The sequence below is a fragment of the Rhizobium sp. BR 250 genome (genome assembly GCF_047445855.1).
Classification (GTDB): domain Bacteria; phylum Pseudomonadota; class Alphaproteobacteria; order Rhizobiales; family Rhizobiaceae; genus Agrobacterium; species Agrobacterium tumefaciens_I.
This window is the reverse complement of the sequence record NZ_JARWKW010000016.1, coordinates 57,074-81,280: the sequence shown is the minus strand read 5'-3', so window position 1 is coordinate 81,280 and position 24,207 is coordinate 57,074. Positions and strand designations below refer to the sequence as shown.

Sequence of the window (24,207 nt, the reverse complement as noted above, 5' to 3'; positions counted from 1 at the left end):
TGAATAGATGGCGTGGTTGCCGCTCTACCCACCCGGCACGTTCTGTCAGAGGATGGTCGGGTTAAATCCAACGGGTGGAAGGATGGCAGCATGACATACGACACGATGATTGGGATCGATCTGGCGAAGAACGTTTTTCAGGTTCACGGAGCTTTGCTTTCCGGAGAGGTGAAGTTCCGGCGGAAGCTACCCCGGCAGCATTTTCGAAGATTTATGGCCGGGCAAGGCGCTTCGATCGTCGTGATGGAGGCGTGCGGGAGTGCTCATTACTGGTCACGCGAGATGACGAAACTCGGTCATGAAGTACGGCTGATAGCGCCACAGTACGTTCGTCCGTTCGTGAAGCGTCAGAAGAACGATGCCGCGGATGCCGAAGCGATTGTCACAGCCGCACAGCGACCTGGGATGCGCTTCGTTACGCCGAAGCTCGAGGAGCAGCAGGCACAGGCGCTTCTTTTTCGTGGGAGAGAACGACTTGTACGTCAGCGTACTGAGTTGGTAAACGCATTGCGATCAGCCCTCTACGAGTTCGGGCATCCAATTCCTCCGGGCATTGGGCAGCTTACGCGGATTGAGGCGATGGTTGAGGCTGAGAACAGCGATCTGCCAGAACTGGTTCGCGACGAATGCCGCGATCTTCTGCTGCAGATCGCCGAGAAGACGCAACGGATCGAGGGGAAGACAAAACAGATCGGCGCTCTGGCATCACTGACTGACACAGCACGCCGTTTGCAAACAATGCCGGGCATTGGACCAATGAGCGCGTTGGCCGTTGAAGCGTTCGCTCCACCCATGGAAAGCTTTCGGCGTGGGCGAGACTTCGCGGCTTGGTTAGGCCTGGTGCCACGGCAGCATTCGTCGGGAGGAAAGGAGCGGCTCGGACGAATATCAAAGGCCGGACAAGCCGATATACGCCGGCTTTTGATCATGGGAGCGATGTCGCGCTTGAACTGGCTCGGGCGGAGAACGATCCCGGAAAGGTCTTGGCTATCTGGAATGCTGGCCAGGAAACCGAGAATGCTTGTGGCTATAGCGCTCGCGAACAAAATGGCCAGAGCGATCTGGGCCATGCTGACAACAGGCAAGGATTATCAGAACCCGGCACAGACTGCTGCTGCGTGACAGAGGTGTGGCACAAGGTAGTTTAGAGCCGGTGACGGAGGTGTGAGAAAGTCGACGACCCATATGGGCAAAATGATCGAACAGATCTGGATCAGGAAAACCAGTTCGGGGCATAGAGCCAATCAGCTCGCTGAATAGATTTGGACCTGATCCGCTGATCACCATATCGGCCAGCGGCTTCTAAAGTGCCGCATTTAAAGGCCTGACAGAAGACCGCACTCGATCACACCCAATGGTTCAGAAACTTCTTGCATTACGGGCGGCAACCACAGAAGCCCCAGGGACACACCGCCAACCGAACTGCTGACGGATATTTACCTGCCGCTGGCATGACCATGGGAGCTGGCAGGCCGGTCAGCTTGCCGCCGCCTGCAAATCCTTTGCCGCTTCTTCATCGAGTTGGGCGGCGCGCTTGAAGGCCGGGCGGTCGGTGAGATGCGCCATGTAATCGAGAAAGGCCGGGCGTTTTTCGATGGTGCCGAAATGCAGCCCCCAGCCGATATGGGCGCCGACATAGACGTCCGCCGCGGTGAAGAGATCGCCGGCGATGAAGCGGTTTTCGCTGACGGCCCGTTCAAGCGTGTTCATCACATCCGCATAGCTGCCGCAGCCGGCCATGCGCAGCTTTTCCTTCGGCACTTCGAAACCCATCGCCTTCATGCTCACTGCCATTTCCAGCGGGCCTGCGGCAAAGAACATCCAGCGGTAATAGAGCCCGCGTGCCTTGGGTGTGGGCGCAAGGTTCGCGCCGGGAAAGGCATCGGCGAGATAGGCGCAGATCGCGGCCGCTTCGGTGACGATGGTATCGCCGTGTTTGATGGCCGGCACCTTGGCCATCGGGTTGATCAGCCGGTAGGCGGGCGATTTCATCGAGGTCTCGAAGCCCAGTATTTCCGTGCGGTACGGAACGCCCACTTCCTCGAGCATCCATCGCGCGATGCGTCCGCGCGACATGGGGTTGGTGTAAAAGATCAATTCACTCATGCTTTTGCCTCCCCAAGCAAAATCGTCGAAGCATCACGGGAAAACCGGTAGGGATTTCGCACTCGTGCTTCGCTCTTTAACAATCCGCAGCGTCATTCGCGTATTCCCTAAAGATCGCGCCGATGCTCCGATGAACGTTTGACTGTGCCTGGCAAGTTATGTGCGAGTAGATGCTGTTTCAGCTTTGTCTTATTGTTGTACTGGCCGTGGCACGCGGAATCGAAGTCTGCGCCTAGTGTCACGGCTAATCAAGATACTGTGAACAAAAAAGAAAACCCGGCGTTACGGCCGGGTTCCGTTCCCTGATGGCGCATGAAGCTAGCCGGCTATCGTTGTCGTCGGACGCCGCGGCCTAATCGTCTGTTTTCTTTCCCGCCTGCCGCGTTGCGGCCAGCAGTGCGAGGAAAAAGGCAATACTGGTCAGCACGGTGCGGATGAGATTGGAAAGCGCCCAGTGATCGCGCAATTCCTGCCAGTTTGACGGTATTTCGGTTGAAACGGTTTTGAAGAACTCGTTGATGGGAACATTGACCATTCGGGTCTGGATCACGACAACAGCGTAGATGACCAAAGCGGACAACCATATCAGGCGGTTGTGCCTGTCGACCAGTGCGGCGGCGAAAAGGATCGCCAGCGGGGAGAAGAAGGCGGCATAAAATACGCCATTTCGGACGCTGAAATTTATGCTGTTGAATGCTGCAACAAAAATTTCCGCATCAAGCTGCGGGAAAGCCATCATCACGGGATTGCTGAAGGCAAAAAAGAAGCCGGCCATGATGCCGAGGCTCAGGGGCGCGACGATGCGCAGGGCCGATGCTGCCGGTTCTCTCACAAGGGTCTTCGCAGGAAATTGCCTTGTTCTTATCGCGTGCAGAAATGAGCTGGACATGAAAATCTCCATCGAATAACCGTACATATGCGTACGGATTATCCGTACGCATATGTACGGTTATTGTCAAGGAAATGCGGATGCGTAACGAGAGCAGGGAATTGCGCCGGCGCGAGATTGTCGAACATGCCTTCGCCATGCTCGCGCAGGAGGGATATGCCGCCTTTTCCATGCAGGCGCTGGCGAAGGTGAGCAGGTCATCGAAGGAGACGCTCTATGGCTGGTTCGGCGGCAAGGCCGGGCTCTACGAAGCCATGGTGGCAGAAAATGCCGCAAGGCTGGTATTGCCCTCGGCGGAGGTGGCCGATGGGGTGAATGAGCTTTCCCGTTTCGGGGCTGAATTATTGTCGATGCTCCTGGGGGAGCGGGCAGTCCTGCTCAATCGGGTCGCGGCGGCGGAGGTCGGCGGTGATGCTGCACTCGGTGCGTTTCTGGCGGAAAAGGGTCGTGACCAGGTCATGCCGAAGCTTGCGGCATATTTTCAGGCATTGGAAAAACAGGGTGTCCTGTGCATGGCGGCATCGGAAGAGCCTGCGGAACTCTGGCTGTCGCTTCTGGTCGGGGATTTGCAGATCAGGCGTGCGACGGGGGCGATTGGCCTGCCGACGCAGGAGGAGATGGCGGCACGCTCGGCCCGCGCCGCGGAGCTGATATTCCGTCTTTACGGCACAAATGAAAAACCCGGCACTGAGGCCGGGTTCTGAAGTCGCTGAGAAGGCAGGCTCAGGCCGCCATGGCCTTCTTGAGGTTTTCGTCGATCTTGTCGAGGAAGGCGGTGGTGGAGAGCCAGGGCTGATCCGGTCCGATGAGGAGCGCGAGGTCCTTGGTCATGTAGCCGCTTTCGACGGTATCGACGCAGACGGTTTCGAGCGTTGCCGCGAACTTGGCCAGATCGGCATTGTCGTCCAGCTTGGCGCGGTGGGCGAGGCCACGGGTCCAGGCGAAGATCGAGGCGATCGAGTTGGTCGAGGTTTCCTGACCCTTCTGGTGCTGGCGGTAGTGGCGCGTAACCGTGCCGTGTGCAGCTTCGGCTTCGACCGTGCGGCCATCCGGCGAAAGAAGAACCGAGGTCATCAGGCCGAGCGAACCGAAGCCCTGCGCGACCGTGTCGGACTGCACGTCGCCATCGTAGTTCTTGCAGGCCCAGATATAGCCGCCGGACCACTTCAGCGCGGAAGCGACCATGTCGTCGATCAGGCGGTGCTCATAGGTGATGCCGATTTCGTCGAACTGCTTCTTGAATTCGTTCTGGTATACTTCTTCGAAGATATCCTTGAAGCGGCCGTCATAGGCCTTGAGGATGGTGTTCTTCGTGGAGAGGTAAACCGGCCACTTGCGCATCAGGCCATAGTTCATGGAGGCGCGGGCGAATTCGCGGATGGATTCGTCGAGGTTGTACATGGCCAGTGCTACGCCGGCGCTCGGGGCGTCGAAGACGTCCTTTTCGATGACCTGGCCGTCTTCACCGACGAACTTGATGGTCAGCTTGCCCTTGCCGGGGAACTTGAAATCGGTTGCCTTGTACTGGTCGCCAAAGGCGTGACGGCCGACGACGATCGGCTTGGTCCAGCCGGGAACGAGGCGCGGAACGTTCTTGCAGATGATCGGCTCGCGGAAGATGACGCCGCCCAGAATGTTGCGGATCGTGCCGTTCGGGCTCTTCCACATCTGCTTCAGGCCGAATTCCTCGACGCGGGCTTCATCCGGGGTGATGGTGGCGCATTTGATGCCGACGCCGTGCTTCTTGATGGCGTGTGCCGCGTCGACCGTGACCTGGTCATTGGTGGCGTCGCGGTTTTCAACCGAGAGGTCGTAATATTCGATATCAAGATCGAGGTAAGGCAGGATCAGCTTGTCCTTGATGAGCTGCCAGATGATACGGGTCATTTCGTCGCCGTCGAGATCGACGACCGGATTGGCTACCTTGATCTTTGCCATGAATTCCTCACCTTCGAAGCTGTGGCGCCGGGTGACGCCAATAGTCGGAAAAATATCCGGTGCGGCTATAGCATCGCACGCGCCTGAGGCAAAGCCATGGGGGGCGCTTTTTTGGCGCAGCGCAATAACGCTTTGCGCATTGCCAAACCACAATGCCTGAATACAGTCAGGCGAATCGCTTCGCCCGCTTGTCGGGCCCATCCCGGGATCACATCATGCGGAATATTCTGCTTCTGACTGCCGCCGTCCTCTTTTCCCACAGCGCCCTAGCGGCCTCACCTGCCGATCCCGTTCAGAAGGTGATGGATATCACCGTCAAGAACTGGTCCGGTGATGCGGAGAACTGGAAGTATATTTTTGATGAGGACATGCTGACCAGCCTCTTCAGCAAGGACTTCGTGACGCAATATCGCGAAGCCTCCAAGAAGCCCGCTTACGAGGCTGAAAGCGGGGAGAAGGGTGATCCCTTCGGTTACGATGTCGTGACCAACTCCCAGGATGGCTGCCCGCTGGCCGATGTTTCCGTGACGCCCGGTGCGGTGAAGGACGGCGTGACGGATGTGACGGCGAAATTCAAGCTCTGGGCCTGCATGGACGAGGCGGAGATGAAGGCGACCGTCGACGAAGTGCATTTCGATGTCGTCGAGGAGGATGGCCGGCCGGTCATCAGCGATATTCACCGGGTGGGGGACGAGGGCCGGGATTCGCTGCGCGAAGAGATGGCGGCGATCATCAAGGGCGAGTGAGGGTGGCGATACGGAGGTTCGTGGCACTTGAAAACCGCTCCTCCGTTATGCCCGGGCTTGTCCCGAGCATCTGCAACAGATTGATTTTACGAGACGTGCGTGGATCCTCGGGACAGGCTCGAGGATGACGCAGGGTGTGGGATGGAGCTTCTGTCCCACTCGAAGGCTGCCATTCGCCCGCTCCGTCTTTGATTTTGGTGCCGATCTGTGCCAGTGAAGCGCGCTTTAGCGCATCGGATGCAAAATCGACGCGCAGCTTTAAAAAACGGACAAATGACGATGGCAGGCACAAATAGCGAGCTTGAACTTCTGGCGGAAGGCCCGGCGATCATTCTGGTCGAACCGCAGCTCGGCGAAAATATCGGCATGGTGGCGCGGGCCATGGCCAATTTCGGTCTTGCCGAATTGCGCCTCGTCAACCCACGGGATGGCTGGCCGAGCGAAAAGGCGCGCTCCGCCGCTTCCAAGGCCGATCACGTCATCGATGGAACGAAGGTGTTCGACACGCTGGAAGAGGCGATCAAGGACCTCAATTTCGTCTATGCCACGACCGCTCGCGAGCGTTATGGTTTCAAGCCGGTGCGTGCGCCGGTGACTGCCGCCGATATGCTTCGCGCAAAATTCAAGGCGGGCGAAAAGACCGGCATCCTGTTCGGGCGCGAGCGTTGGGGGCTGACGAATGAGGAAGTGGCGCTGGCCGATGAGATCGTGACCTTCCCGGTCAATCCCGCCTTTGCCTCGCTCAACATCGCCCAGGCCGTGCTTCTGATGTCCTATGAATGGATGAAATCCGGCATGGACGATCTGGGGGAGACGCTTTTCCAGTCCGTCGAGCAGCGGCCTTCGACCAAGGAACAGGTTTTCGGCCTGTTCGAACATATTGAAGAAGCGCTGGATGCGCGCGGTTATTTCCATCCGGCTGAAAAAAAGCCGAAAATGGTCGACAATCTGCGCGCGGTGCTGTCGAGACGCGGTTTTTCCGAGCAGGAAATCAGCGTTTTCCGCGGCGTGATCAATTCGCTTGACCGTTTTCCCCGGCAATGGCCGAAGCAGGCGGGCAGGGCAGCGGGGCCGTCGGCCGAGGGAGCAGGGGAGAATGCTGAAGACGAGTGAGGCGGCCGCTGATGTGCTGAAACCGGTGCTGGTGTTCGATTCCGGCATTGGCGGGCTAACCGTGCTGCGCGAGGCGCGAGTGCTGATGCCCGAACGCGGTTTCATCTATGTCGCCGACGATGCGGGTTTTCCCTATGGCGGCTGGGAGGAAGAGGCGCTGAGGGCGCGTATTCTCTCGCTTTTCGAGAAGCTGCTGCAGGAATACAGCCCGGAAGTCTGCATCATCGCCTGCAACACCGCCTTCACGCTGGCCGGGGCCGATCTTCGCGCCCGGTTTCCGCAGATGACCTTCGTCGGCACCGTGCCCGCCATCAAGCCGGCAGCGGAGCGCACACACTCCGGCCTCGTCTCGGTTCTGGCGACACCCGGCACCGTCAAGCGGGCCTATACGCGCGATCTCATCCAGTCCTTTGCCACCCAATGTCATGTGCGTTTGGTTGGCTCGGAAAATCTGGCGCGCATGGCGGAAAGCTGGATCAGGGGCGAGCCGGTCCCTGACGATGCGGTGCTGGCCGAAATCGAACCCTGTTTCATCGAAAGTGACGGCAAGCGCACGGACATCGTCGTTCTTGCCTGCACGCACTATCCTTTCATGGCCAATCTGTTCCGCAGGCTCGCCCCCTGGCCGGTGGACTGGCTCGACCCCGCCGAGGCGATTGCCCGGCGTGCACGCCATCTGGTGCCGCTGCCGCAGGATGCGGAACATCCCGATGGTTTCGATTTCGCCGTCTTCACCTCCGGCAGGCCGGATTTCGCCACACGGCGGCTGATGCAGGGTTTTGGCCTCAGCGTTGCGGCGGCTTGAGCTGCTGTTGTATTTTTGCATCGCCCTTACCTGTCTTTTGCAATTCGAGATTGCGGCCTCTTGTCGCGCCGGTTTTCTCGTGTAAGGTGATTCTCGTCTGTAACCGCACTAGATGGAGGCGTGAAATGACTAATGACATGAATATGCGCCTTAACGGCATGTCTGGCCTTTCCGGCATGATTATCGGCGGTTATGTGACCCGAGGCGTGACCCTCCGATAAGGCTTATGGCCTGATTTCCTTGCCGTTTGGCATTTTCACTTCGCTCGACATGTAACTTGCGCCTTCGCGTGGCATGACTGCTGCGTCCGTCGTTTCGGCATGTCGTTTTCCATCGATAAAGGACCTGGCCGCTTTGCCGCGCCGGGATGGATTCCCCATGCAAAATGATCAACCATTGGTAGCATATGCGCTGCCGGATGCGGTGGACCGTCTGTTCGTCACATTCGGCGTCTGGAAAACCCTGAAAGCGGTTCTTGTGGCCGCACTGGTGCCGCGCGCACCGCCGACCGATCCCGCCGATCTGCCGGACCGTCTGCTGGTCGATATCGGCCTTGAGCCTCGGCAATTGAAGCGGCGGCGAGACTGGTCGGTGCCGTGGGCGCCGCGGTTTTGATGATGGCGGCCTCTTCGGCAAAGAAATGTCGAGGAGGTCGTATCTCTACGAGCAGCCGCCCGTTCCTCCGCCGGATGACAGGGCGGCTTAATCTTCGAAGATTGAGCTTGATACCTCCTGATTTTGGTGGCTTGCTCGACAAATTGGACAAGGGAGACTCAATCATGCCGCTGGAGAACTGGCTGGCCTTCGTGGCCGCATCTGCCATCATGCTCGCCATTCCGGGACCGACGATCCTGCTGGTGATTTCTTATGCGCTGGGCCATGGCCGCAAGGCGAGTACGGCAACGGTGACGGGCGTGGCGCTCGGGGATTTTACCGCCATGACGGCTTCCATGCTGGGTCTCGGAGCGCTGTTGGCCACATCGGCTGCACTTTTCACCGGCCTGAAATGGATCGGTGCCGCCTATCTTATCTATCTCGGCATCAAGCTCTGGCGTTCACCGGTCAGCGGCGAAGGCGCGGAAGGGGCGGGGGTAACCGGTCGGGAGCGGCCGCTCAAAATCTTCCTGCATGCCTATATCGTCACGGCACTGAACCCCAAGAGCATCGTGTTCTTCGTGGCCTTCCTGCCGCAGTTTCTGGTGCCGACATTGCCCTTCTGGCCGCAGGTGCTGATTTTCGAGGTGACGTTCCTGGTGCTTGCCACCGTGAATGCGGCCCTTTATGGACTTCTGGCAAGTGCCGCCCGCAACACGATCCGCAAACCCAAGGTTCAGCGCATCGTCAACCGCACGGGCGGCGGTCTCCTGATTGGCGCCGGTCTCATTGCCTTTGGCTGGAAAAGGGCGGTTGCGCCGTGAGGCACCTCTCGATCGCCTGAAATTCGGACATAACAAAATGGCATTGCCGCATATTCTCCTTGCCCTGATCACCGTGTTTTTGTGGGGCTTCAACTTCGTCGTCATCAAGGTCGGCGTCGCGGATATGCCACCCCTGTTTCTGACGGGGGTGCGTTATCTTTTTGCGGCGGTGCCTCTCGTCTTCTTCCTGCCGAAACCCAATGTGCCGTGGCGGCATATGATCGTCTACGGCATGGCGATGGGCTTCGTGCAGTTCGGCCTGCTTTATCCCGCCATCAAGCTCGGGCTGCCGGCCGGGCTTGCCTCGCTGGTCATGCAGTCGCAGGCTTTTTTCACGCTCGCCCTTGCCGTGGTGTTTCTCGGCGAACGGCCGCTGCCTTCGCAGATCCTCGGCGCACTCATCGCTTTTGGCGGGCTCGCCGTCATCGGCGTGGAGCGCATGACGGCGGCAGCGCTGGTGCCGCTTCTGATGGGCGTCGGTTCCGCCATTGCCTGGGCCTGCGGTAACATCGTCAATCGCCGCATCGGCCAGGTAAACGCGGTCTCTTTCGTTGCCTGGACAAGCCTTGTGCCCGTTCTGCCGTTGATCCTGCTCTCGCTTGTGGTGGAAGGGCCGCAGGCGATTGCCGAAGGTGTGGCGAATGCCACGCCGACCATGGCTTTCGTGGTGATCTATATGGCCTATGGCGCAACCATCGTCGGTGCCGGCATCTGGAGTTATCTGCTTCTGCGTTATCCCGCCGGAACGGTGGCGCCGTTTTCACTGCTGGTGCCGATTGTCGGGTTCATCAGCGCCTATCTGGCTTTTGCCGAACACATCACCGTCTTCGAGATCGTTGGTGCGACGCTGGTCATTCTCGGGCTGGCGCTCAACGTCTTCGGCCGGCGCATCGGCATTTCACGCTTCCGGCTAGGGTCGGAACAGGGTTGAGACCGAATTGCCTGTGCATTATCGGTACGGGGCAGACGCAACCGGCGATTTTTTGGTAAAGAGCATGTTCGTCCGCGCCTAAGAGAATCGGCCGGATGACATGCAGCACGAGGAACGGAACATTGCAGGTCGGTATCGACATGGGAACCCTATCGGGCGGGCAGCAGGCCAAGCTCGATATCGAGGAATTGCTTGCGACGCGTTTGCTGGTGCAGGGCAATTCCGGTTCCGGCAAGTCGCATCTGCTGCGCCGGCTGTTGGAACAATCGGCGCAATGGGTGCAGCAGGTCATCATCGATCCCGAGGGTGATTTCGTCACGCTGTCCGACAAGTTCGGCCACGTGGTGGTGGATGGCGAGCGCACGGAAGCCGAGCTTGCCGGCATTGCCAACCGCATTCGCCAGCACCGCGTTTCCTGCGTGCTGACGCTGGAAGGGCTGGATATCGAGCAGCAGATGCGGGCCGCAGCCGCTTTCCTGAACGGCATGTTCGATGCCGATCGTGAATATTGGTATCCGGTGCTCGTCGTGGTGGATGAGGCGCAGATGTTTGCGCCCTCCGTCGGCGGCGAGGTGACGGAAGATGCGCGCAAGGCGTCGCTTGGCGCCATGACCAACCTGATGTGTCGTGGGCGTAAACGTGGACTTGCGGGCGTCATCGCCACGCAGCGCCTTGCCAAGCTTGCCAAGAACGTGGCGGCTGAGGCGTCTAACTTCCTGATGGGCCGTACCTTCCTTGATATCGACATGGCGCGTGCGGCCGATCTGCTCGGCATGGACCGGCGGCAGGCGGAAATGTTCCGCGATCTGCAGCGCGGCAATTTCGTGGCGCTTGGCCCGGCCCTCTCGCGCCGCCCGCTGCCGATCGTGATCGGCGCGGTGGAAACCTCGGCGCGCTCGTCCTCGCCGAAGCTGATGCCGCTGCCGGATGCGCCCCAGGATGTGGAAGACCTGATCTTCACGCCAGATCCGGAAGAATTCACGCGGCCCGCCGTGCGCCGCACGCCGCCGGCACCGCGTCCGACCACGGATATTCTGGCTGAGCTCTCCCGTTCTACCCCTGCCGCCGTCGGTCCTTCACCCGAGCAATCGCCGCGTGCAGGTCAGCCGGAAATGACGCCGGAAGAGCGTGGGGAAAAGATCGGGGCGGTTCTGGTCGAAATCCTCGACGATCCGCAATCGGCCTATCGCACGGATGCGGTACTCTATCAGGACTTTCTGGTACGTGCCCGCATGCGCCGTATTCCCGGCACACCGATGTCGCTTCCCGAATTCCGCCGGCAGGTGGCGATTGCCCGTTCCGGTGTGGATGCATCGATGGCGGCCAGCGAGGGCTGGCAGAAGGCGCTGGAACTCTCGACCTCGGTTTCCGATGATCTGCAGGGCGTTTTCCTGCTGCTGGTCAAGGCGGCGCTGGGTGAAGAGCCTTGCCCGTCAGATGCCCGCATTGCCCGGGCCTATGGCACCCATTCCGCCCGCCGCGCGCGGCGCCTCCTCGGTTATTTCGAGGAGAAGGAGCTCGTGGTGGTGCATGCCGATTTCTCGGGCAAGCGCATCGTGGCGTTCCCCGATCTCGATGCAAAAACCGCACCCGGCGATGCGGATGCGGCTGAGGATGATGCCAGACTGGCGGCGGAGTGAGGTCTGGCAGGCTGCTTGCTAGACATACCTTCCGTCAGCCGGACTTGATCCGGCATCCAGCCACGGCGCGTCTGCGCCGTGAGAAGAGTCTGTTGCGATCAAGGACTTGATCGCGCTGGACTCCAGATCAAGTCCGGGGTGACGGCGCGTGTATTACGTAGCGTTGGCAAACTCACCCATAAGCGGAAACTCTGAGAGAGGTGAAGGCGGCACAATCGCCGCCTTCGTTGCTCATCATTACTCGACGGCCTTCACTTCCTTACGCGTCGCAATCAGCGAACCGATGATGCCGGTTGCGAGGATGGTGACGGTGACGCCGAGCGAGACGACCGGCGGGATCTTGGCGATGCCCAGCATATCGGCGACGAAAATCTTAGAGCCCACGAAGACCAGAACCGCAGCCAGCGCGTATTTGAGATAAGCGAAGCGGTGGATCAGGGCGGCAAGTGCGAAGTAGAGCGCGCGCAGGCCGAGGATCGCGAAGATGTTCGAGGTATAGACGATGAACGGATCGGTGGTGATCGCGAAGATCGCCGGGATCGAATCGACTGCGAAGATCAGGTCGGCGATTTCGACCATGATGAGCGCCAGGAAGAGCGGCGTCACGAAGGTCTTCAGCTTTCCGGTGGCCTCATCCGTTTCCTTGATGAAGAATTTCTCGCCATGCAGACGATCTGTCACCGGCAAGTGACTGCGCAGGAATTTCAGGATGCGGTTATTACCGATATCTGACTCATCATGGTCGGACGAGAACAGCATCTTGAGGCCGGTGAAGACGAGGAAGGCCGCGAAGAGATAAAGCACCCAGTGGAAGTTTTCGACGATGGCAGCGCCGCCGGCGATCATGATGCCGCGTAGGACGATGACGCCGAGGATACCCCAGAGCAGCACGCGATGCTGATATTGGCGGGGAATGGCGAAATAGGAGAAGATCATGGCGATGATGAAGATATTGTCCATCGCCAGGCTTTTTTCGACCACGAAGCCGGTGACGTATTCCATCGCCGACTGCTGGCCGGACTGATACCAGATCCAGCCGCCGAAGGCTAAACCGATGGCGATGTAGAAGCCCGACATCAGCAGGCTTTCGCGAATGCCGATTTCCTTGGAATTCTTGTGCAACACGCCGAGATCGAGCGCCAAGAGGCCAAGGACGAGAGAAATGAAGACCGCCCACATCCAGGTGGGGGTACCGAGAAAATCGTTGAGGAGGAAGTCCATCAGTCAACCTTTAGCCGGACGAGGTTGGCTTTGCGGATGGGGAACGTGTGTCAAGAATATACGTGGGCCCCAACCTTAAGAAACTCGACATCGCGTATTGTCCGGTAATACGCCAGAGGGGCCCGAGTTCTGATCACGATCGAAAGATGGGAGGGCCTGCAGGCTTTTCAAGGGGCGGCCCGCGAAAAAAGCGGCGGGCGTTGTTTGACAAATTTGTAAAACGTGTTTAGAAGCCGCCCCAACGCCGGGCAGTGATGTCCGGTGTGTTTTGTTGACTGCCTTGCAGTTTAAAGGCTGACGTTCGGCGGTCAATATCACCGACATGTCCCGTGGTTTCTCCATTTGCATGTGAGAAGCCTGTCAGAGGCCCTGAAACGGGGCTTCAGAGGAGGGCGTGTTTCCTTGAACCGGTTTGGCAACAAACCGGCATAACCTTTTGAGAAGGAAATACGATGAGCAAGCGCGAATCGGCTAAGTACAAAATTGACCGCCGTATGGGCGAAAACATCTGGGGCCGTCCGAAGTCCCCGGTAAACCGCCGCGAATACGGCCCGGGCCAGCACGGCCAGCGCCGCAAGGGCAAGATGAGCGACTTCGGCACGCAGCTGCGCGCCAAGCAGAAGCTCAAGGGCTACTACGGCGAACTGCGCGAAAAGCAGTTCCGCGCCACTTTCGACGAAGCAAACCGTCGCAAGGGTGACACCTCCGAAAACCTGATCGGCCTGCTCGAGTCGCGTCTGGACGCCATCGTCTACCGCGCCAAGTTCGTTCCGACCGTTTTCGCTTCGCGCCAGTTCATCAACCATGGCCACGTCACGGTTAACGGCGTTCGCGTCAACATCGGTTCTTACCGTTGCAAGGCCGGCGACGTTATCGAAGTTCGTCAGAAGTCCAAGCAGCTGGTTACGGTTCTCGAAGCCGTTCAGCTCGCAGAGCGCGACGTTCCGGACTACATCGAAGTTGACCACAACAAGATGGTTGCGACCTACGCCCGCGTTCCGTCGCTCTCCGACGTTCCGTACCCGGTCGTCATGGAACCGCATCTGGTCGTCGAATTCTACTCGCGTTAATCGACGCGTTTCAGTATTCAGGAAGCCGCCCTTCGGGGCGGCTTTTTTGTTTGCTGGGGAAGGCATTGCATGCAGGACATTCAGGCGATCGTCGATTCCATCTATGACAGCATGGTGCCCAGGCTCGGCGAGGGTAAGGTCGCGGATTACATTCCCGAACTCGCCAAGGTCGATCCCAACCAGTTCGGCATCGCCATCACCACTGTCGATGGAACCACCTATACGGCCGGCAATGCGCTTGTGCCGTTTTCGATCCAGAGCATCTCCAAGGTCTTCATGCTGACGCTGGCACTCGGCAAGGCGGGGGAAACAGTGTGGAACCGGGTAGGGCGCGAACCATCAGGTTCTTCCTTCAACTCCATCGTCCAGCTGGAGCACGAGCAGGGCATCCCGCGCAATCCCTTCGTGAACGCCGGCGCGATCGTGGTGACCGATATCGTTCTTTCCGGCCACCAGCCGCGCGAGGCGATCGGCGAGCTTCTGCGCTTCGTGCGTTATCTCGCGGACGATGACACGATCAGCATCGACGACACGGTGGCGAAATCCGAGCAGGCGACCGGTTTCCGCAATTTCGCGCTTGCCAATTTCATGCGTTCCTTCAGCAATCTGCATCATCCGGTGGAACATACCCTCGGCGTCTATTTCCATCAGTGTGCGCTTTCCATGACCTGCGCCCAGCTTTCCCGCGCGGGCCTCTTCCTCGCCAATCGCGGCCGCAATCCGCTGACGGGCCACACGGTCGTCTCCGACCGTCGGGCGCGGCGTATCAATGCGCTGATGCTGACCTGCGGCCATTATGACGGATCAGGCGATTTCGCCTATCATGTCGGCCTGCCGGGCAAGAGCGGCGTCGGTGGTGGCATCATGGCGGTGGCGCCGGGCAAGGCGTCGATTGCGGTCTGGTCGCCGGGTCTCAACAAAGTCGGCAATTCGGCACTCGGGTCACAGGCGCTGGAAATGCTGGCAACGAAAACCGGCTGGTCCGTATTCGGGGCTTGATCTTGCCGGCGTATGGGGGCATTGCCTGCATCGAGAACGGCAGTCGTGCCGGAGCGAGCTGATTATGAACATTCTCACCAAGATCGATGACATGGCTGACCAGATCGGGGCAGATCAGGATCCGTCCGAAGAAAACGGCAGCTCGCATCCCCTGTTCGACAATGCACCGCGCTCGGTCTCCTTCAACAAGCTGCGCAAGCGGCTGTTGCGCAATGTGCGTCAGGCGTTTGAAGATTTCGGCATGCTGAAAGGCCAGAAGCGCTGGCTGGTCGGCCTTTCCGGCGGCAAGGACAGCTATGGCCTACTGGCGCTGCTGCTTGACCTCAAATGGCGCGGCCTCCTGCCGGTGGAGCTCATTGCCTGCAATCTCGATCAGGGCCAGCCGAATTTTCCCAAACATGTGCTGCCGGAGTATCTGGCGAAGATCGGCGTTGCCCATCGCATCGAATATCGCGACACCTATTCCGTGGTGAAGGAGAAGGTGCCGTCGGGTGGCACCTACTGTTCGCTCTGTTCGCGGCTTCGGCGCGGTAATCTCTACCGCATCGCGCGGGAGGAGGGCTGCGACGCGCTGCTGCTCGGCCATCACCGCGAGGATATTCTCGAAACCTTCTTCATGAATTTTTTCCATGGCGGCCGGCTGGCCGGCATGCCGGCGAAGCTGATGAATGACGAGGGCGACCTGATGGTGCTACGTCCGCTCGCCTATTGTGCCGAGGAAGATATGGCGAAATTCGCGGCGGCGATGGAATTCCCGATCATTCCCTGCGACCTCTGCGGCTCGCAGGACGGGCTTCAGCGTAACGCCATGAAGGAGATGCTGGCCGATATCGAACGGCGCATGCCGGGCCGCAAGGATGTAATGCTGCGGGCGCTTGCGCATGTGAACCCTTCGCATCTGCTCGATCCCAGGCTTTTTGATTTTTCGGCGCTTTCTGTCACCGAAGCGTCATCTGAAGAGCGTAGGGAGGCCAGCCCTCCCTGATGAAGAAGTGCCCCGCGCCATGAGCCTTTCCGATAAAGATATCGAATTCCTCGTTTCCACCGTCGCCGCTGCCGGCCGACAGGAAATCATGCCCCGCTTCAGAAACCTGAGTGCCGGTGCCATCTCCGAAAAGACCTCCGCCGTCGATCTCGTCACCGAGGCAGACGTTCTGGCGGAAAAGGCGATCACCACCGCGCTGCTTGAGCGGTTTCCGAAGGCCCATATCGTCGGCGAAGAGACGTATGAGGCGGACCCATCAGTCATTCCAGCCCTTGCCGATGCGCCGCTTGCCTTCGTGATCGATCCCATCGACGGCACTTTCAATTATGCTTCCGGCTTTCCTGCTTTTGGCACATTGCTTGCGGTCACCATCAAGGGTGAGACGGTGGCGGGCATCATCCACGATCCCGTCATGGGCGATACCATCGTTGCACTCAAGGGTGAGGGGGCCTATCTCCACCGCAAGAACGGTTCGCAGGCGAAACTCAAGGTCGCCGATCCTGCGCCACTATCCGACATGGTCGGCATTTTTTCCTGGGGCCACAGCCATGAGGATCGCCGCCCGGTGATCGCCGCCAATATGGCCAAGATCAAGATGGCGCTTTCAATCAACTGTTCAGCACATGAATATTGGCTTGCCTCGGCCGGCAAGCTGCATTTCATCGGTCATGAAAAGCTGATGCCCTGGGATCATCTCGCCGGTGTTCTCGTTCATCAGGAGGCCGGCGGTTACACGGCCCGTTTCGACAATACGCCTTACCGGCCCGGCCAGACGACGGGCGGCATCCTGTCGGCTCCCGACAAGGAAAGCTGGAAGATGCTGCGGCGGGAAATCGTCGCCTTATAAAGTTTACGCTCAGAAAGAAGGATATCGCCCATGGCTCTCGAACTCGACATCGCCTCTCTTGCCAATGCGCTTCAGGAGGCGGCGGCAGTGGAAATCCTGCCGCGGTTCCGCAATCTGGGCGAGGGCGATGTGCGGATGAAGACCGAGGCGATCGACCTCGTGACGGAGGCCGACGAGGCTGCCGAGCGCCTGATCCGCGCCCGGGTGCAGGACATCATGCCCGAAGCGCTGTTCATCGGCGAAGAGGCGGTGGCGGCGGATGCCTCGCTGCTTGGCAAGCTTGCCGATGCCGATCTGGCGGTCGTGGTCGATCCGATCGACGGCACCTATAATTTCGCCTCCGGTCTGCCGCTGTTCGGCGTGATGATGAGCGTTATCTCGAAGGGGGAGACCGTTGCCGGCCTGATCTTCGATCCGATGGGCAATGACTGGGCAATCGCCGAGAAAGGCTCCGGCGCATGGCTTTGCAGCGCCGATGGCGCGCAGACGCAGATGTCGGTGGTGCCGGCGCCGGAACTGTCGCAGATGATCGGCATCGCCAATACCGGTTATTTCGATATCGAGACCCGCCGCAAGGTGCTGCTCAATCTTGCGGATGTGCGGCTCTTCACCAGCTATCGTTGTGCTGCGCATGAATATCGCCTGTTCTGCGGCGGCCACATGCATTTCCTGATGTATAACAAGCTGATGCCCTGGGACCATCTGGCCGGCACGTTGATCTCGCAGGAAGCGGGCGCCTATGCCGCGCGCCTCGATGGCTCGCCTTATCTGCCGAGCCATGTGGATGGCGGGCTGCTGCTGGCGCCGGATCAGCAGACTTGGGAACTGCTGCGCGAGAAGATTTTCACGGTTTGAGGTGGCTGGCTGGGCAGGCCGGCAAGGCTTTCTCCCGTCATGCCGGACTAGATCCGGCATCCAGTAGCCGCGCGTCTGCGCGGCGGAAAGACTCTTCTCAGCCCAAAGACTTGGGCTGGCTGGACCCCGGATCGGGGCCGGGGTGACGGAATGTGTATGACGTGAACCGTCAACCAATAAATAAAAAAGGGCGCGGAACAGAATTCCGCGCCCTTTCTTTTTGTCCGCCTGAACTTACCGTGTCGGCTTGTTGTGAGCCTGAAACAACACGCCCTTTTCACCGATCAGCACGAAGACCAGGCCGATGATTGAGACGATGAAGAAGCCTGCCACCATGGGCAGCGCCGTGCCGTCGAAGGCCTGGCCGATGGCGGCGCCGATCAGCGATCCGCCAACCGTTCCCATGAAGCCCATGACGGAAGAGGCGGTGCCGGCGACATGGCCAAGCGGTTCCATGGCGAGCGAGTTGAAGTTCGAGCCGATCCAGCCGAACTGGAACATGGCCAGCGCGAAGAACACGATGAAGACGGCAAAGGGCATGGGTTCCGGTCCAAGCATCTGCACCACCAGCCACAGGAAGGTGATGGCGATGAAGCCGAGCAGCGAGCCGTGCGACAGCTTGCGCATGCCGATCCGGCCGACAAGCCTTGCATTGATGAAGGACGAGAAGGCCATGAACAGGGCAACGCCGGCAAAGGCCGCCGCAAACCATGCGCCAAGGCCATAAATGCCCTTGTAGACCTGTTCAGCCGAGTTGATGAAGCCGAACAGCGCCCCGAAGATGAAGGTGCTGGAAAGCGTGTAACAGAGCGCGATACGGTCGGTGAGCACGATCTTGAAGCCGCCGAGGACCGAGCGAACCGTGAAGGGCCGCACATCATCGGGATGCAGGGTTTCCGGCAGGCGGAAATACATCCAGGCCGTCACCACGGCGGCAATGCCGGCCATGAAGGCGAAGATCAGGTGCCAGTTGCCGAAGAAGAGCACGATCTGGCCGGTGCCGGGCGCGATGACCGGAACGACCATGAAGACCATCATGATCAGCGACATGACTTCCGCCATCTGCCGGCCGCCATAGATATCACGCACGATCGAGATGGTGATGACGCGTGTTGCCGCCGAACCGATGCCCTGGATGAAGCGCAGGAACAGCAGGCCGGAGAAGGACGGAACAAAAACGACAGCGAGGGCTGAAACGATGTAGATCGCGAGCCCGAAAAGCATCGGTTTGCGGCGACCGAAACGGTCCGAGATCGGCCCGTAGAGAAGCTGGGCGATGCCGAAGCCGAGAAGATAGGCGGAAATGACGTATTGGCGGTGGTTTTCATTCTCGACGCCGAGCGATGCGCCGATTTCCTGAAGGCCGGGCAGCATGATGTCGATGGCAAGCGCATTCAGCGCCATCAGCATTGCGGCCAGCCCAATGAATTCCGTGCGCCCCATCGAGCCTGCGCGCGAAGCGGTGGATTGTGAAAGATTTGTCACAGGATTGCCCCAAAAAGAACGGCAAAGGCGTTGCATGAAGCAACGCCTGGCATAAATTTCTGACAATCAGGGTGGGCCGGATGAACCGGCCGAAATCAGGCCGCGCCGCGGACGCTGATACCCTGTTCTTGGAAGTGGCTCTGCAGTTCGCCGGACTGGAACATCTCTCTTACGATATCACAGCCACCGACGAATTCGCCCTTGACGTAGAGCTGCGGAATGGTCGGCCAGTTGGAATAGTCCTTGATGCCCTGACGGATGTCGGCATCGGCAAGCACGTTGATGCCCTTGTAGTCGACGCCGAGATAATCGAGGATCTGTACCACCTGACCGGAAAAACCGCACTGCGGAAATTGCGGGGTGCCCTTCATGAAAAGAACGATGTCGTTGCTCTTCACTTCGCTGTCGATCATGTCGTGAATGCCGCTCATAGGCTCAATCCTTTCACATGCGGTTCAAGGCCGCTGCTTTCTGTTTGTTCCTAGATAACATGTCGCGGCGCGATTTCCACCCGGGGAGCGTAAAAAACTGCGTGTGTTGCATCGACGAAGGGGACAGGAATCGTCTTGTTCAACCGGCATCCTTCAGTGATCCGGATATATGAGCAGTATCTTTCCGATCGTCTTGCGCGGCTTGGAGACAAGCAAGGTGAATATACCGGTTTCCTTACCGGAAAAAAGATCAAGTTCCCGTTGGCTCTCGAGTCTCATGCGTGACTGGCCGTTCGCTAGCGAACAATCAGGCTCGCAGCGCACCCGCATTTCGGTGACTAACGTGCCGCTCTCATAAGCAGGCGTAACTTCAACCCGTATCTTTGGGCTTTCCTTATCGACCAGACGGCATGATTTGCCGATTTCACATATGGCTGTGCCAGCAATTGGATCGCTGCCATCAAACAGCACGCCAAAACCGATATTGATCTCTTTGCTGTTCGTATCCTCTGCGGTGCCTTTCAAAGGCACTGAAATCGCCAGCAGAGCGCAGGCGACAAGCAGATGGGCGTGACGTATCACCGATATCTCTGCCGGCTGCGGGCGGCGGCGGTGCGTCTCCTGCTTACCTGCTTCTTGGCCGGCTTGGGTTTGACGGCGGCGTTGAGTGCAGCCTCCAGAACAGAACCAACGATGCCACCGGCCAGCGAGCCGGTGCTTTTCGTCCGGCGCGCGCGCCGGGTCTTGCGGATACCGGTCTTGGTGAGGATTTCAGAAAGTGCGCCCTTGACGACGCCGTTGAGCACTTGGTCGACGATGCCAGACAAATTTCCCTCGCCAATAAATAAATCACATTTCCGTCGCGATTTTTACTATACGTGCATCGCCCACTGTATCAAGCGATCCTTTCGGGTGTCTCCAGCCCGAAGGTTTATGCATGCAGCCCGTCAAGTCGCGACTTGTTCTTTATTTCCCCGGTTTCGATCCGCTCGACGCAGCCGCCCATCATCTGCGTTACCAGCGCGCCGCAGCGCTGGCGGGAAAAACATGGGATGTCAACTATGCGCTAGGGCCACTGGAGAGCAGGCCGGCCGGTGAAGCATTCACCGTGGAAGCCTCGGCGGGCGACTGGCGGACGCGGTCGGATATTTTTGTCTATGACCATAATGACGTCATTTCGCAGCTGCGGGGTGCGCCGGTCTGGCGGCAGGTCTGGCTGGGATTCAAGGCCGGGGCGGGCATCGTCAGCGAGGGCGGTGCGGCGCGTTATTTCCGCCATGCCTGGCGTTTTGGCCTGTTCTTCATCTTCCCGTTCCTGCTGATGCTGGTGGGAGGCGCGCTTGCGGCTGGCATCGCGCTGTCGCCCTGGCTTTTCGGTTTGCCTCTCTGGCTTCTGGTGGTCAGCCTTCCCGCTGCCGCCCTGTTTTTCGCGAAGGCGTTCCTGCCTTTCGCGGAGCGGTTCCACACCCTGCATCTTTATGCGGACTGGCGTTTCGCGCTCGCGGTCGGCCGTGATGAGCCGATTGCCCGGGACTGGATCGAGGAGAGGGCGGCGCTTGTCCTGTCGGCGCTCGAACAGCCCGCGGATGAGGTGCTGGTGGTATCGCACAGCATGGGCGCAAGCCTCGCGCTGGCGGTCATTGGCCGCGTGCTGGAGTTGAGGCCTGATGCGCTGGACGGCCGGAAACTGTCTTTCTCGACGCTGGGCGGCGCGGCGCTGCAATGTGCGTTCCTGTCGAGCGCGGACCGGCTTCGCGCAAGCGTCGGCGCAATTGCACGTCACCCGCAGGTGACATGGTTCGATATCCAGTGCCTGACCGATCCGATCCATCTCTATCGCTGCAATACCGTGGCGCTCACCGGTCATAGGGATGCGCCGCAGCCGAAGATCGTGCCGATCCGCTTCAAGCATTCGCTTTCGCCAGAGCGCTATAAAAAGAACAAGCGCAATTTCCTGCGCATGCATCGGCAATATGTGCTGGGGCCGGACCGCAAGTCCGGTTACGACTTTACCCTGCTGACGGCGGGGCCTCTGCCGGCCGCATCCTTTGCCGATCTGGATTCACAGAGCCCGCCCGTTTTGTAAGCGTTTCTTCCCATTCTGCCGGATGTGAAAAGGCCCGCGTGAGAGCATCACGCGGGCCTTTTTTGGGTTCGCAGTCTTAGTGCTTATGCGCAGGCGGGACAGAGACCTGCCGTTGCCGCAACCGCTTTGACGGCCGCAATCATTCAGGAGCCGAGGTCTGAAGGGCGAGCGCGTGCAGAACGCCGCCCATATTGCCCTTCAGCGCGTCATAGACCATCTGGTGCTGCTGCACGCGGGTCTTGCCCTTGAATGCCTCCGCGACGACTTCCGCCGCGTAATGATCGCCATCACCGGCCAGATCGCGGATCGTGACCTTTGCCCCGGGGATTCCCGCCTTAATCATGTCTTCAATGTCGCCGGGTTTCATGGGCATGGTGTTTCTCCTTAATTCATTCTGCGGCGAGCAAAGTTTCGCCGTCCATGAATTGAGGGAACCACGATTCATAGGCCGAGTGCAATTCTTTAATCTCCACGGCGCGCGCCGTGCCCAGCTTTACGGTGGAGCCGCCGGTAGTGCCGATAACGGGGCAGGAAACACCCGCCGCCTTGGCTGCCGCCTGCACCTCGTCGAGATCAGCCTTTTTGACCGTCATGACGTATCGGCCCTGATCTTCGCCATAGAAGGTAAGAACCGGGTTATGGCCTTCGACCGCGTCGATCGTCGCGCCGATGCTGGAGGAAATTGCCATTTCGGCAACCGCAAGCGCCAGACCACCCGAAGAGCAATCGTGAACGGCGGTGGCAAGGCCATCGGTAATGAGGCTGCGGACGAAATCGCCGTTGTTCTTTTCGGCGGCCAGATCCACATGCGGCGCCGGGCCATCGATGCGGCCATGAATGTCACGCATGTAAACCGACTGGGCGATGTGCGTGCCGAGGCCGGCAGGGGCGCCGATGAGCAGCACCACTTCGTCAGCGGCGGCAAAGCGGATACGTGCCATGCGGCCCCAATCCTTCAGGAGGCCAACACCGCCGATGGTGGGGGTGGGCAGGATCGCCTGGCCGTTGGTCTCGTTATAGAGCGAGACGTTGCCGGAAACGATCGGGAATTCCAGCACGCGGCAGGCTTCGCCGATGCCCTTGATGGCATGGACCAGCTGACTCATGATCTCAGGCTTTTCCGGATTGCCGAAATTGAGGTTGTCGGTGGCCGCCAGCGGCAGGGCACCGGTGGCGGTGATGTTGCGCCAGCATTCGGCGACCGCCTGCTTGCCGCCTTCGAAGGGGTCGGCCTCGACATAACGCGGCGTCACGTCGGAGGAGAAGGCGAGGGCCTTCTTGTCATGGCCTTCGACGCGCACCACGCCGGCATCGCCACCCGGCAGCTGCAGGGAATTGCCCTGGATCAGCGTGTCATATTGTTCGTAGACCCAGCGGCGCGAAGAGTTGTTCGCAGAACCGACCAGCGATACCAGCGCATCGGCGATATCGGCGGCGGGAACGTCGTTTTCCGCCAGAGGTGCGGGCACCTTGGCGGGCGTCCACGGGCGGTCATATTCCGGAGCCTGATCGCCCAGTTCCTTGATCGGCAGGTTGGCGACTTCCTCGCCATTGTGCAGCACGCGGAAGCGCAGGTCGTCGGTGGTCTTGCCGACGATGGCGAAGTCCAGACCCCATTTCACGAAGATCGCCTTGGCGACTTCTTCCTTGGAGGGCTCAAGAACCATGAGCATGCGCTCCTGGCTTTCGGACAGCATCATTTCATAGGCCGTCATGCGCTCTTCGCGCACCGGCACGGCATTGAGGTCAAGCTCAATGCCGAGATCACCCTTGGCGCCCATTTCGACGGCGGAGCAGGTGAGGCCGGCGGCACCCATGTCCTGAATGGCGATGACCGCGCCGGTCTTCATCAGTTCAAGGCAGGCTTCCAGCAGGCACTTTTCGGTGAAGGGGTCGCCGACCTGAACGGTCGGGCGCTTCTCTTCGATGGATTCGTCGAATTCGGCAGACGCCATGGTTGCGCCGCCGACGCCGTCGCGGCCGGTTTTCGCACCGAGATAAACGACAGGCAGGCCGACGCCCTTGGCTTCCGAGAGGAAGATCGCGTTGGACTTGGCAAGGCCGGCTGCAAAGGCGTTGACGAGGATATTGCCGTTATAACGCGGATCGAATTCCACTTCGCCGCCAACCGTCGGCACGCCGAAGGAATTGCCGTAACCGCCGACACCGGCAACGACGCCGGCCACGAGGTGGCGGGTCTTCGGGTGGTCAGGCGCGCCGAAACGCAGGGCGTTCATGGCCGCGATCGGGCGGGCGCCCATGGTGAAGACGTCGCGCAGAATGCCGCCGACGCCGGTCGCGGCACCCTGATAGGGCTCGATATAGGACGGGTGGTTGTGGCTCTCCATCTTGAAGACGACGCAGTCGCCGTCGTCGATATCGACAACGCCAGCGTTTTCACCGGGACCCTGAATGACGCGCGGGCCCTTGGTCGGCAGGGTCTTCAGCCACTTCTTGGAGGACTTGTAGGAGCAGTGCTCGTTCCACATGGCCGAGAAGATGCCAAGCTCGGTAAAGCTCGGCTCCCGTCCGATCAGGTCGAGGATACGCTGGTATTCGTCGGGCTTCAGCCCGTGGGATGCAACGAGTTCCGGGGTGATCTTGATGGAGTTTGAAATCGACATAGGTCTCACGCGGTTCGA

The 24,207-nt window shown here is 59.6% G+C and carries 25 protein-coding genes; 15 read left to right on the top strand and 10 right to left on the bottom strand.

The genetic code is table 11. The annotated features are described in order from the left end of the window. The first annotated feature begins 90 nt into the window (after positions 1-90). A complete protein-coding gene (locus tag QD336_RS22125) occupies positions 91-1,122 on the top strand; it encodes an IS110 family RNA-guided transposase (protein WP_499172208.1) in 1,032 nt (343 codons plus the stop codon). 354 nt (positions 1,123-1,476) lie between these two features. On the opposite strand, the gene QD336_RS22120 is transcribed toward QD336_RS22125, so the two are convergent. Both QD336_RS22120 and QD336_RS22115 read right to left on the bottom strand, forming a co-directional pair. Further along, positions 1,477-2,106 carry a glutathione S-transferase family protein gene (locus QD336_RS22120; protein WP_269340936.1) on the bottom strand — a complete coding sequence of 210 codons (630 nt, stop codon included), beginning with the start codon at positions 2,104-2,106 and terminating at the stop codon, positions 1,477-1,479. Between the two features lie 352 nt (positions 2,107-2,458). Then, positions 2,459-2,995 carry an anthrone oxygenase family protein gene (locus QD336_RS22115; protein ID WP_499172207.1) on the bottom strand — a complete coding sequence of 179 codons (537 nt, stop codon included), beginning with the start codon at positions 2,993-2,995 and terminating at the stop codon, positions 2,459-2,461. 80 nt (positions 2,996-3,075) lie between these two features. Between QD336_RS22115 and QD336_RS22110 the strand changes: the two genes are divergently transcribed. Continuing rightward, positions 3,076-3,699: a TetR/AcrR family transcriptional regulator gene (locus tag QD336_RS22110; RefSeq protein WP_499172206.1), complete on the top strand. Its 624-nt coding sequence runs from the start codon at positions 3,076-3,078 to the stop codon at positions 3,697-3,699. Between the two features lie 19 nt (positions 3,700-3,718). Here QD336_RS22110 and QD336_RS22105 read toward each other — a convergent pair whose 3' ends face one another. Further along, the gene (locus tag QD336_RS22105; RefSeq protein ID WP_269340941.1) at positions 3,719-4,933 is read right to left on the bottom strand and encodes an NADP-dependent isocitrate dehydrogenase; all 1,215 of its coding nucleotides are present in this window, start codon (positions 4,931-4,933) and stop codon (positions 3,719-3,721) included. A gap of 215 nt (positions 4,934-5,148) precedes the next feature. Between QD336_RS22105 and QD336_RS22100 the strand changes: the two genes are divergently transcribed. The 7 genes from QD336_RS22100 (at position 5,149) to QD336_RS22070 (ending at position 11,586) form a co-directional block, all read left to right on the top strand. Beyond that, complete coding sequence (locus QD336_RS22100; RefSeq protein WP_269340942.1) at positions 5,149-5,679, top strand: hypothetical protein; 531 nt, start codon at positions 5,149-5,151, stop codon at positions 5,677-5,679. Between the two features lie 279 nt (positions 5,680-5,958). Continuing rightward, a complete protein-coding gene (locus tag QD336_RS22095; RefSeq protein ID WP_499172205.1) occupies positions 5,959-6,792 on the top strand; it encodes an RNA methyltransferase in 834 nt (277 codons plus the stop codon). After that, complete coding sequence (gene murI / locus QD336_RS22090; protein WP_499172204.1) at positions 6,776-7,597, top strand: glutamate racemase; 822 nt, start codon at positions 6,776-6,778, stop codon at positions 7,595-7,597. The genes QD336_RS22095 and murI overlap by 17 nt, the downstream gene beginning before the upstream one ends. Positions 7,598-7,975: 378 nt before the next feature. Continuing rightward, on the top strand, positions 7,976-8,212 hold the full coding sequence (locus QD336_RS22085) for a hypothetical protein (RefSeq protein WP_499172202.1): 237 nt from the start codon (positions 7,976-7,978) through the stop codon (positions 8,210-8,212). 164 nt (positions 8,213-8,376) lie between these two features. Further along, a complete protein-coding gene (locus tag QD336_RS22080) occupies positions 8,377-9,015 on the top strand; it encodes a LysE family translocator (RefSeq protein WP_269340946.1) in 639 nt (212 codons plus the stop codon). Between the two features lie 37 nt (positions 9,016-9,052). Further along, positions 9,053-9,946, top strand: coding sequence for an EamA family transporter (locus QD336_RS22075; protein WP_499172201.1), 894 nt, complete (start codon positions 9,053-9,055; stop codon positions 9,944-9,946). Between the two features lie 95 nt (positions 9,947-10,041). Further along, a complete protein-coding gene (locus QD336_RS22070) occupies positions 10,042-11,586 on the top strand; it encodes a helicase HerA domain-containing protein (protein WP_499172200.1) in 1,545 nt (514 codons plus the stop codon). Positions 11,587-11,823: 237 nt separating this feature from the next. Here QD336_RS22070 and QD336_RS22065 read toward each other — a convergent pair whose 3' ends face one another. Next, on the bottom strand, positions 11,824-12,807 hold the full coding sequence (locus QD336_RS22065; RefSeq protein WP_269340949.1) for a TerC family protein: 984 nt from the start codon (positions 12,805-12,807) through the stop codon (positions 11,824-11,826). Positions 12,808-13,259: 452 nt separating this feature from the next. On the opposite strand from QD336_RS22065, the gene rpsD reads away from it, so the two are divergent. From rpsD to QD336_RS22040, 5 genes are all read left to right on the top strand, one after another. Next, entirely contained in the window at positions 13,260-13,877 is a 618-nt protein-coding gene (rpsD, locus tag QD336_RS22060) for a 30S ribosomal protein S4 (protein ID WP_046798221.1), read from the top strand. A 69-nt stretch (positions 13,878-13,946) separates the two neighbouring features. Then, positions 13,947-14,876, top strand: coding sequence for a glutaminase (locus tag QD336_RS22055; protein WP_499172199.1), 930 nt, complete (start codon positions 13,947-13,949; stop codon positions 14,874-14,876). 64 nt (positions 14,877-14,940) lie between these two features. After that, complete coding sequence (gene ttcA, locus QD336_RS22050) at positions 14,941-15,861, top strand: tRNA 2-thiocytidine(32) synthetase TtcA (protein ID WP_269340952.1); 921 nt, start codon at positions 14,941-14,943, stop codon at positions 15,859-15,861. 19 nt (positions 15,862-15,880) lie between these two features. Further along, positions 15,881-16,708, top strand: coding sequence for an inositol monophosphatase family protein (locus QD336_RS22045; RefSeq protein WP_499172198.1), 828 nt, complete (start codon positions 15,881-15,883; stop codon positions 16,706-16,708). Between the two features lie 30 nt (positions 16,709-16,738). Next, positions 16,739-17,563, top strand: coding sequence for an inositol monophosphatase family protein (locus QD336_RS22040; RefSeq protein WP_269340955.1), 825 nt, complete (start codon positions 16,739-16,741; stop codon positions 17,561-17,563). 234 nt (positions 17,564-17,797) lie between these two features. Here QD336_RS22040 and QD336_RS22035 read toward each other — a convergent pair whose 3' ends face one another. From QD336_RS22035 to QD336_RS22020, 4 genes are all read right to left on the bottom strand, one after another. Further along, positions 17,798-19,006 carry a multidrug effflux MFS transporter gene (locus QD336_RS22035; protein ID WP_269341389.1) on the bottom strand — a complete coding sequence of 403 codons (1,209 nt, stop codon included), beginning with the start codon at positions 19,004-19,006 and terminating at the stop codon, positions 17,798-17,800. A gap of 137 nt (positions 19,007-19,143) precedes the next feature. After that, positions 19,144-19,479 (bottom strand): Grx4 family monothiol glutaredoxin, encoded by a 336-nt coding sequence (gene grxD, locus QD336_RS22030; protein ID WP_004442454.1) that lies wholly within the window; start codon positions 19,477-19,479, stop codon positions 19,144-19,146. Positions 19,480-19,632: 153 nt separating this feature from the next. Continuing rightward, a complete protein-coding gene (locus tag QD336_RS22025) occupies positions 19,633-20,061 on the bottom strand; it encodes a hypothetical protein (RefSeq protein WP_499172197.1) in 429 nt (142 codons plus the stop codon). Beyond that, complete coding sequence (locus QD336_RS22020; protein WP_269340960.1) at positions 20,058-20,306, bottom strand: hypothetical protein; 249 nt, start codon at positions 20,304-20,306, stop codon at positions 20,058-20,060. The genes QD336_RS22025 and QD336_RS22020 overlap by 4 nt, the downstream gene beginning before the upstream one ends. Before the next feature lie 110 nt (positions 20,307-20,416). On the opposite strand from QD336_RS22020, the gene QD336_RS22015 reads away from it, so the two are divergent. Then, positions 20,417-21,565 carry a hypothetical protein gene (locus tag QD336_RS22015; protein ID WP_499172196.1) on the top strand — a complete coding sequence of 383 codons (1,149 nt, stop codon included), beginning with the start codon at positions 20,417-20,419 and terminating at the stop codon, positions 21,563-21,565. 139 nt (positions 21,566-21,704) lie between these two features. On the opposite strand, the gene QD336_RS22010 is transcribed toward QD336_RS22015, so the two are convergent. Both QD336_RS22010 and purL read right to left on the bottom strand, forming a co-directional pair. Beyond that, positions 21,705-21,938, bottom strand: coding sequence for a BolA/IbaG family iron-sulfur metabolism protein (locus QD336_RS22010; RefSeq protein WP_003507909.1), 234 nt, complete (start codon positions 21,936-21,938; stop codon positions 21,705-21,707). Between the two features lie 16 nt (positions 21,939-21,954). Continuing rightward, the gene (purL, locus tag QD336_RS22005) at positions 21,955-24,189 is read right to left on the bottom strand and encodes a phosphoribosylformylglycinamidine synthase subunit PurL (RefSeq protein ID WP_499172195.1); all 2,235 of its coding nucleotides are present in this window, start codon (positions 24,187-24,189) and stop codon (positions 21,955-21,957) included. Between the last annotated feature and the right edge of the window lie 18 nt (positions 24,190-24,207).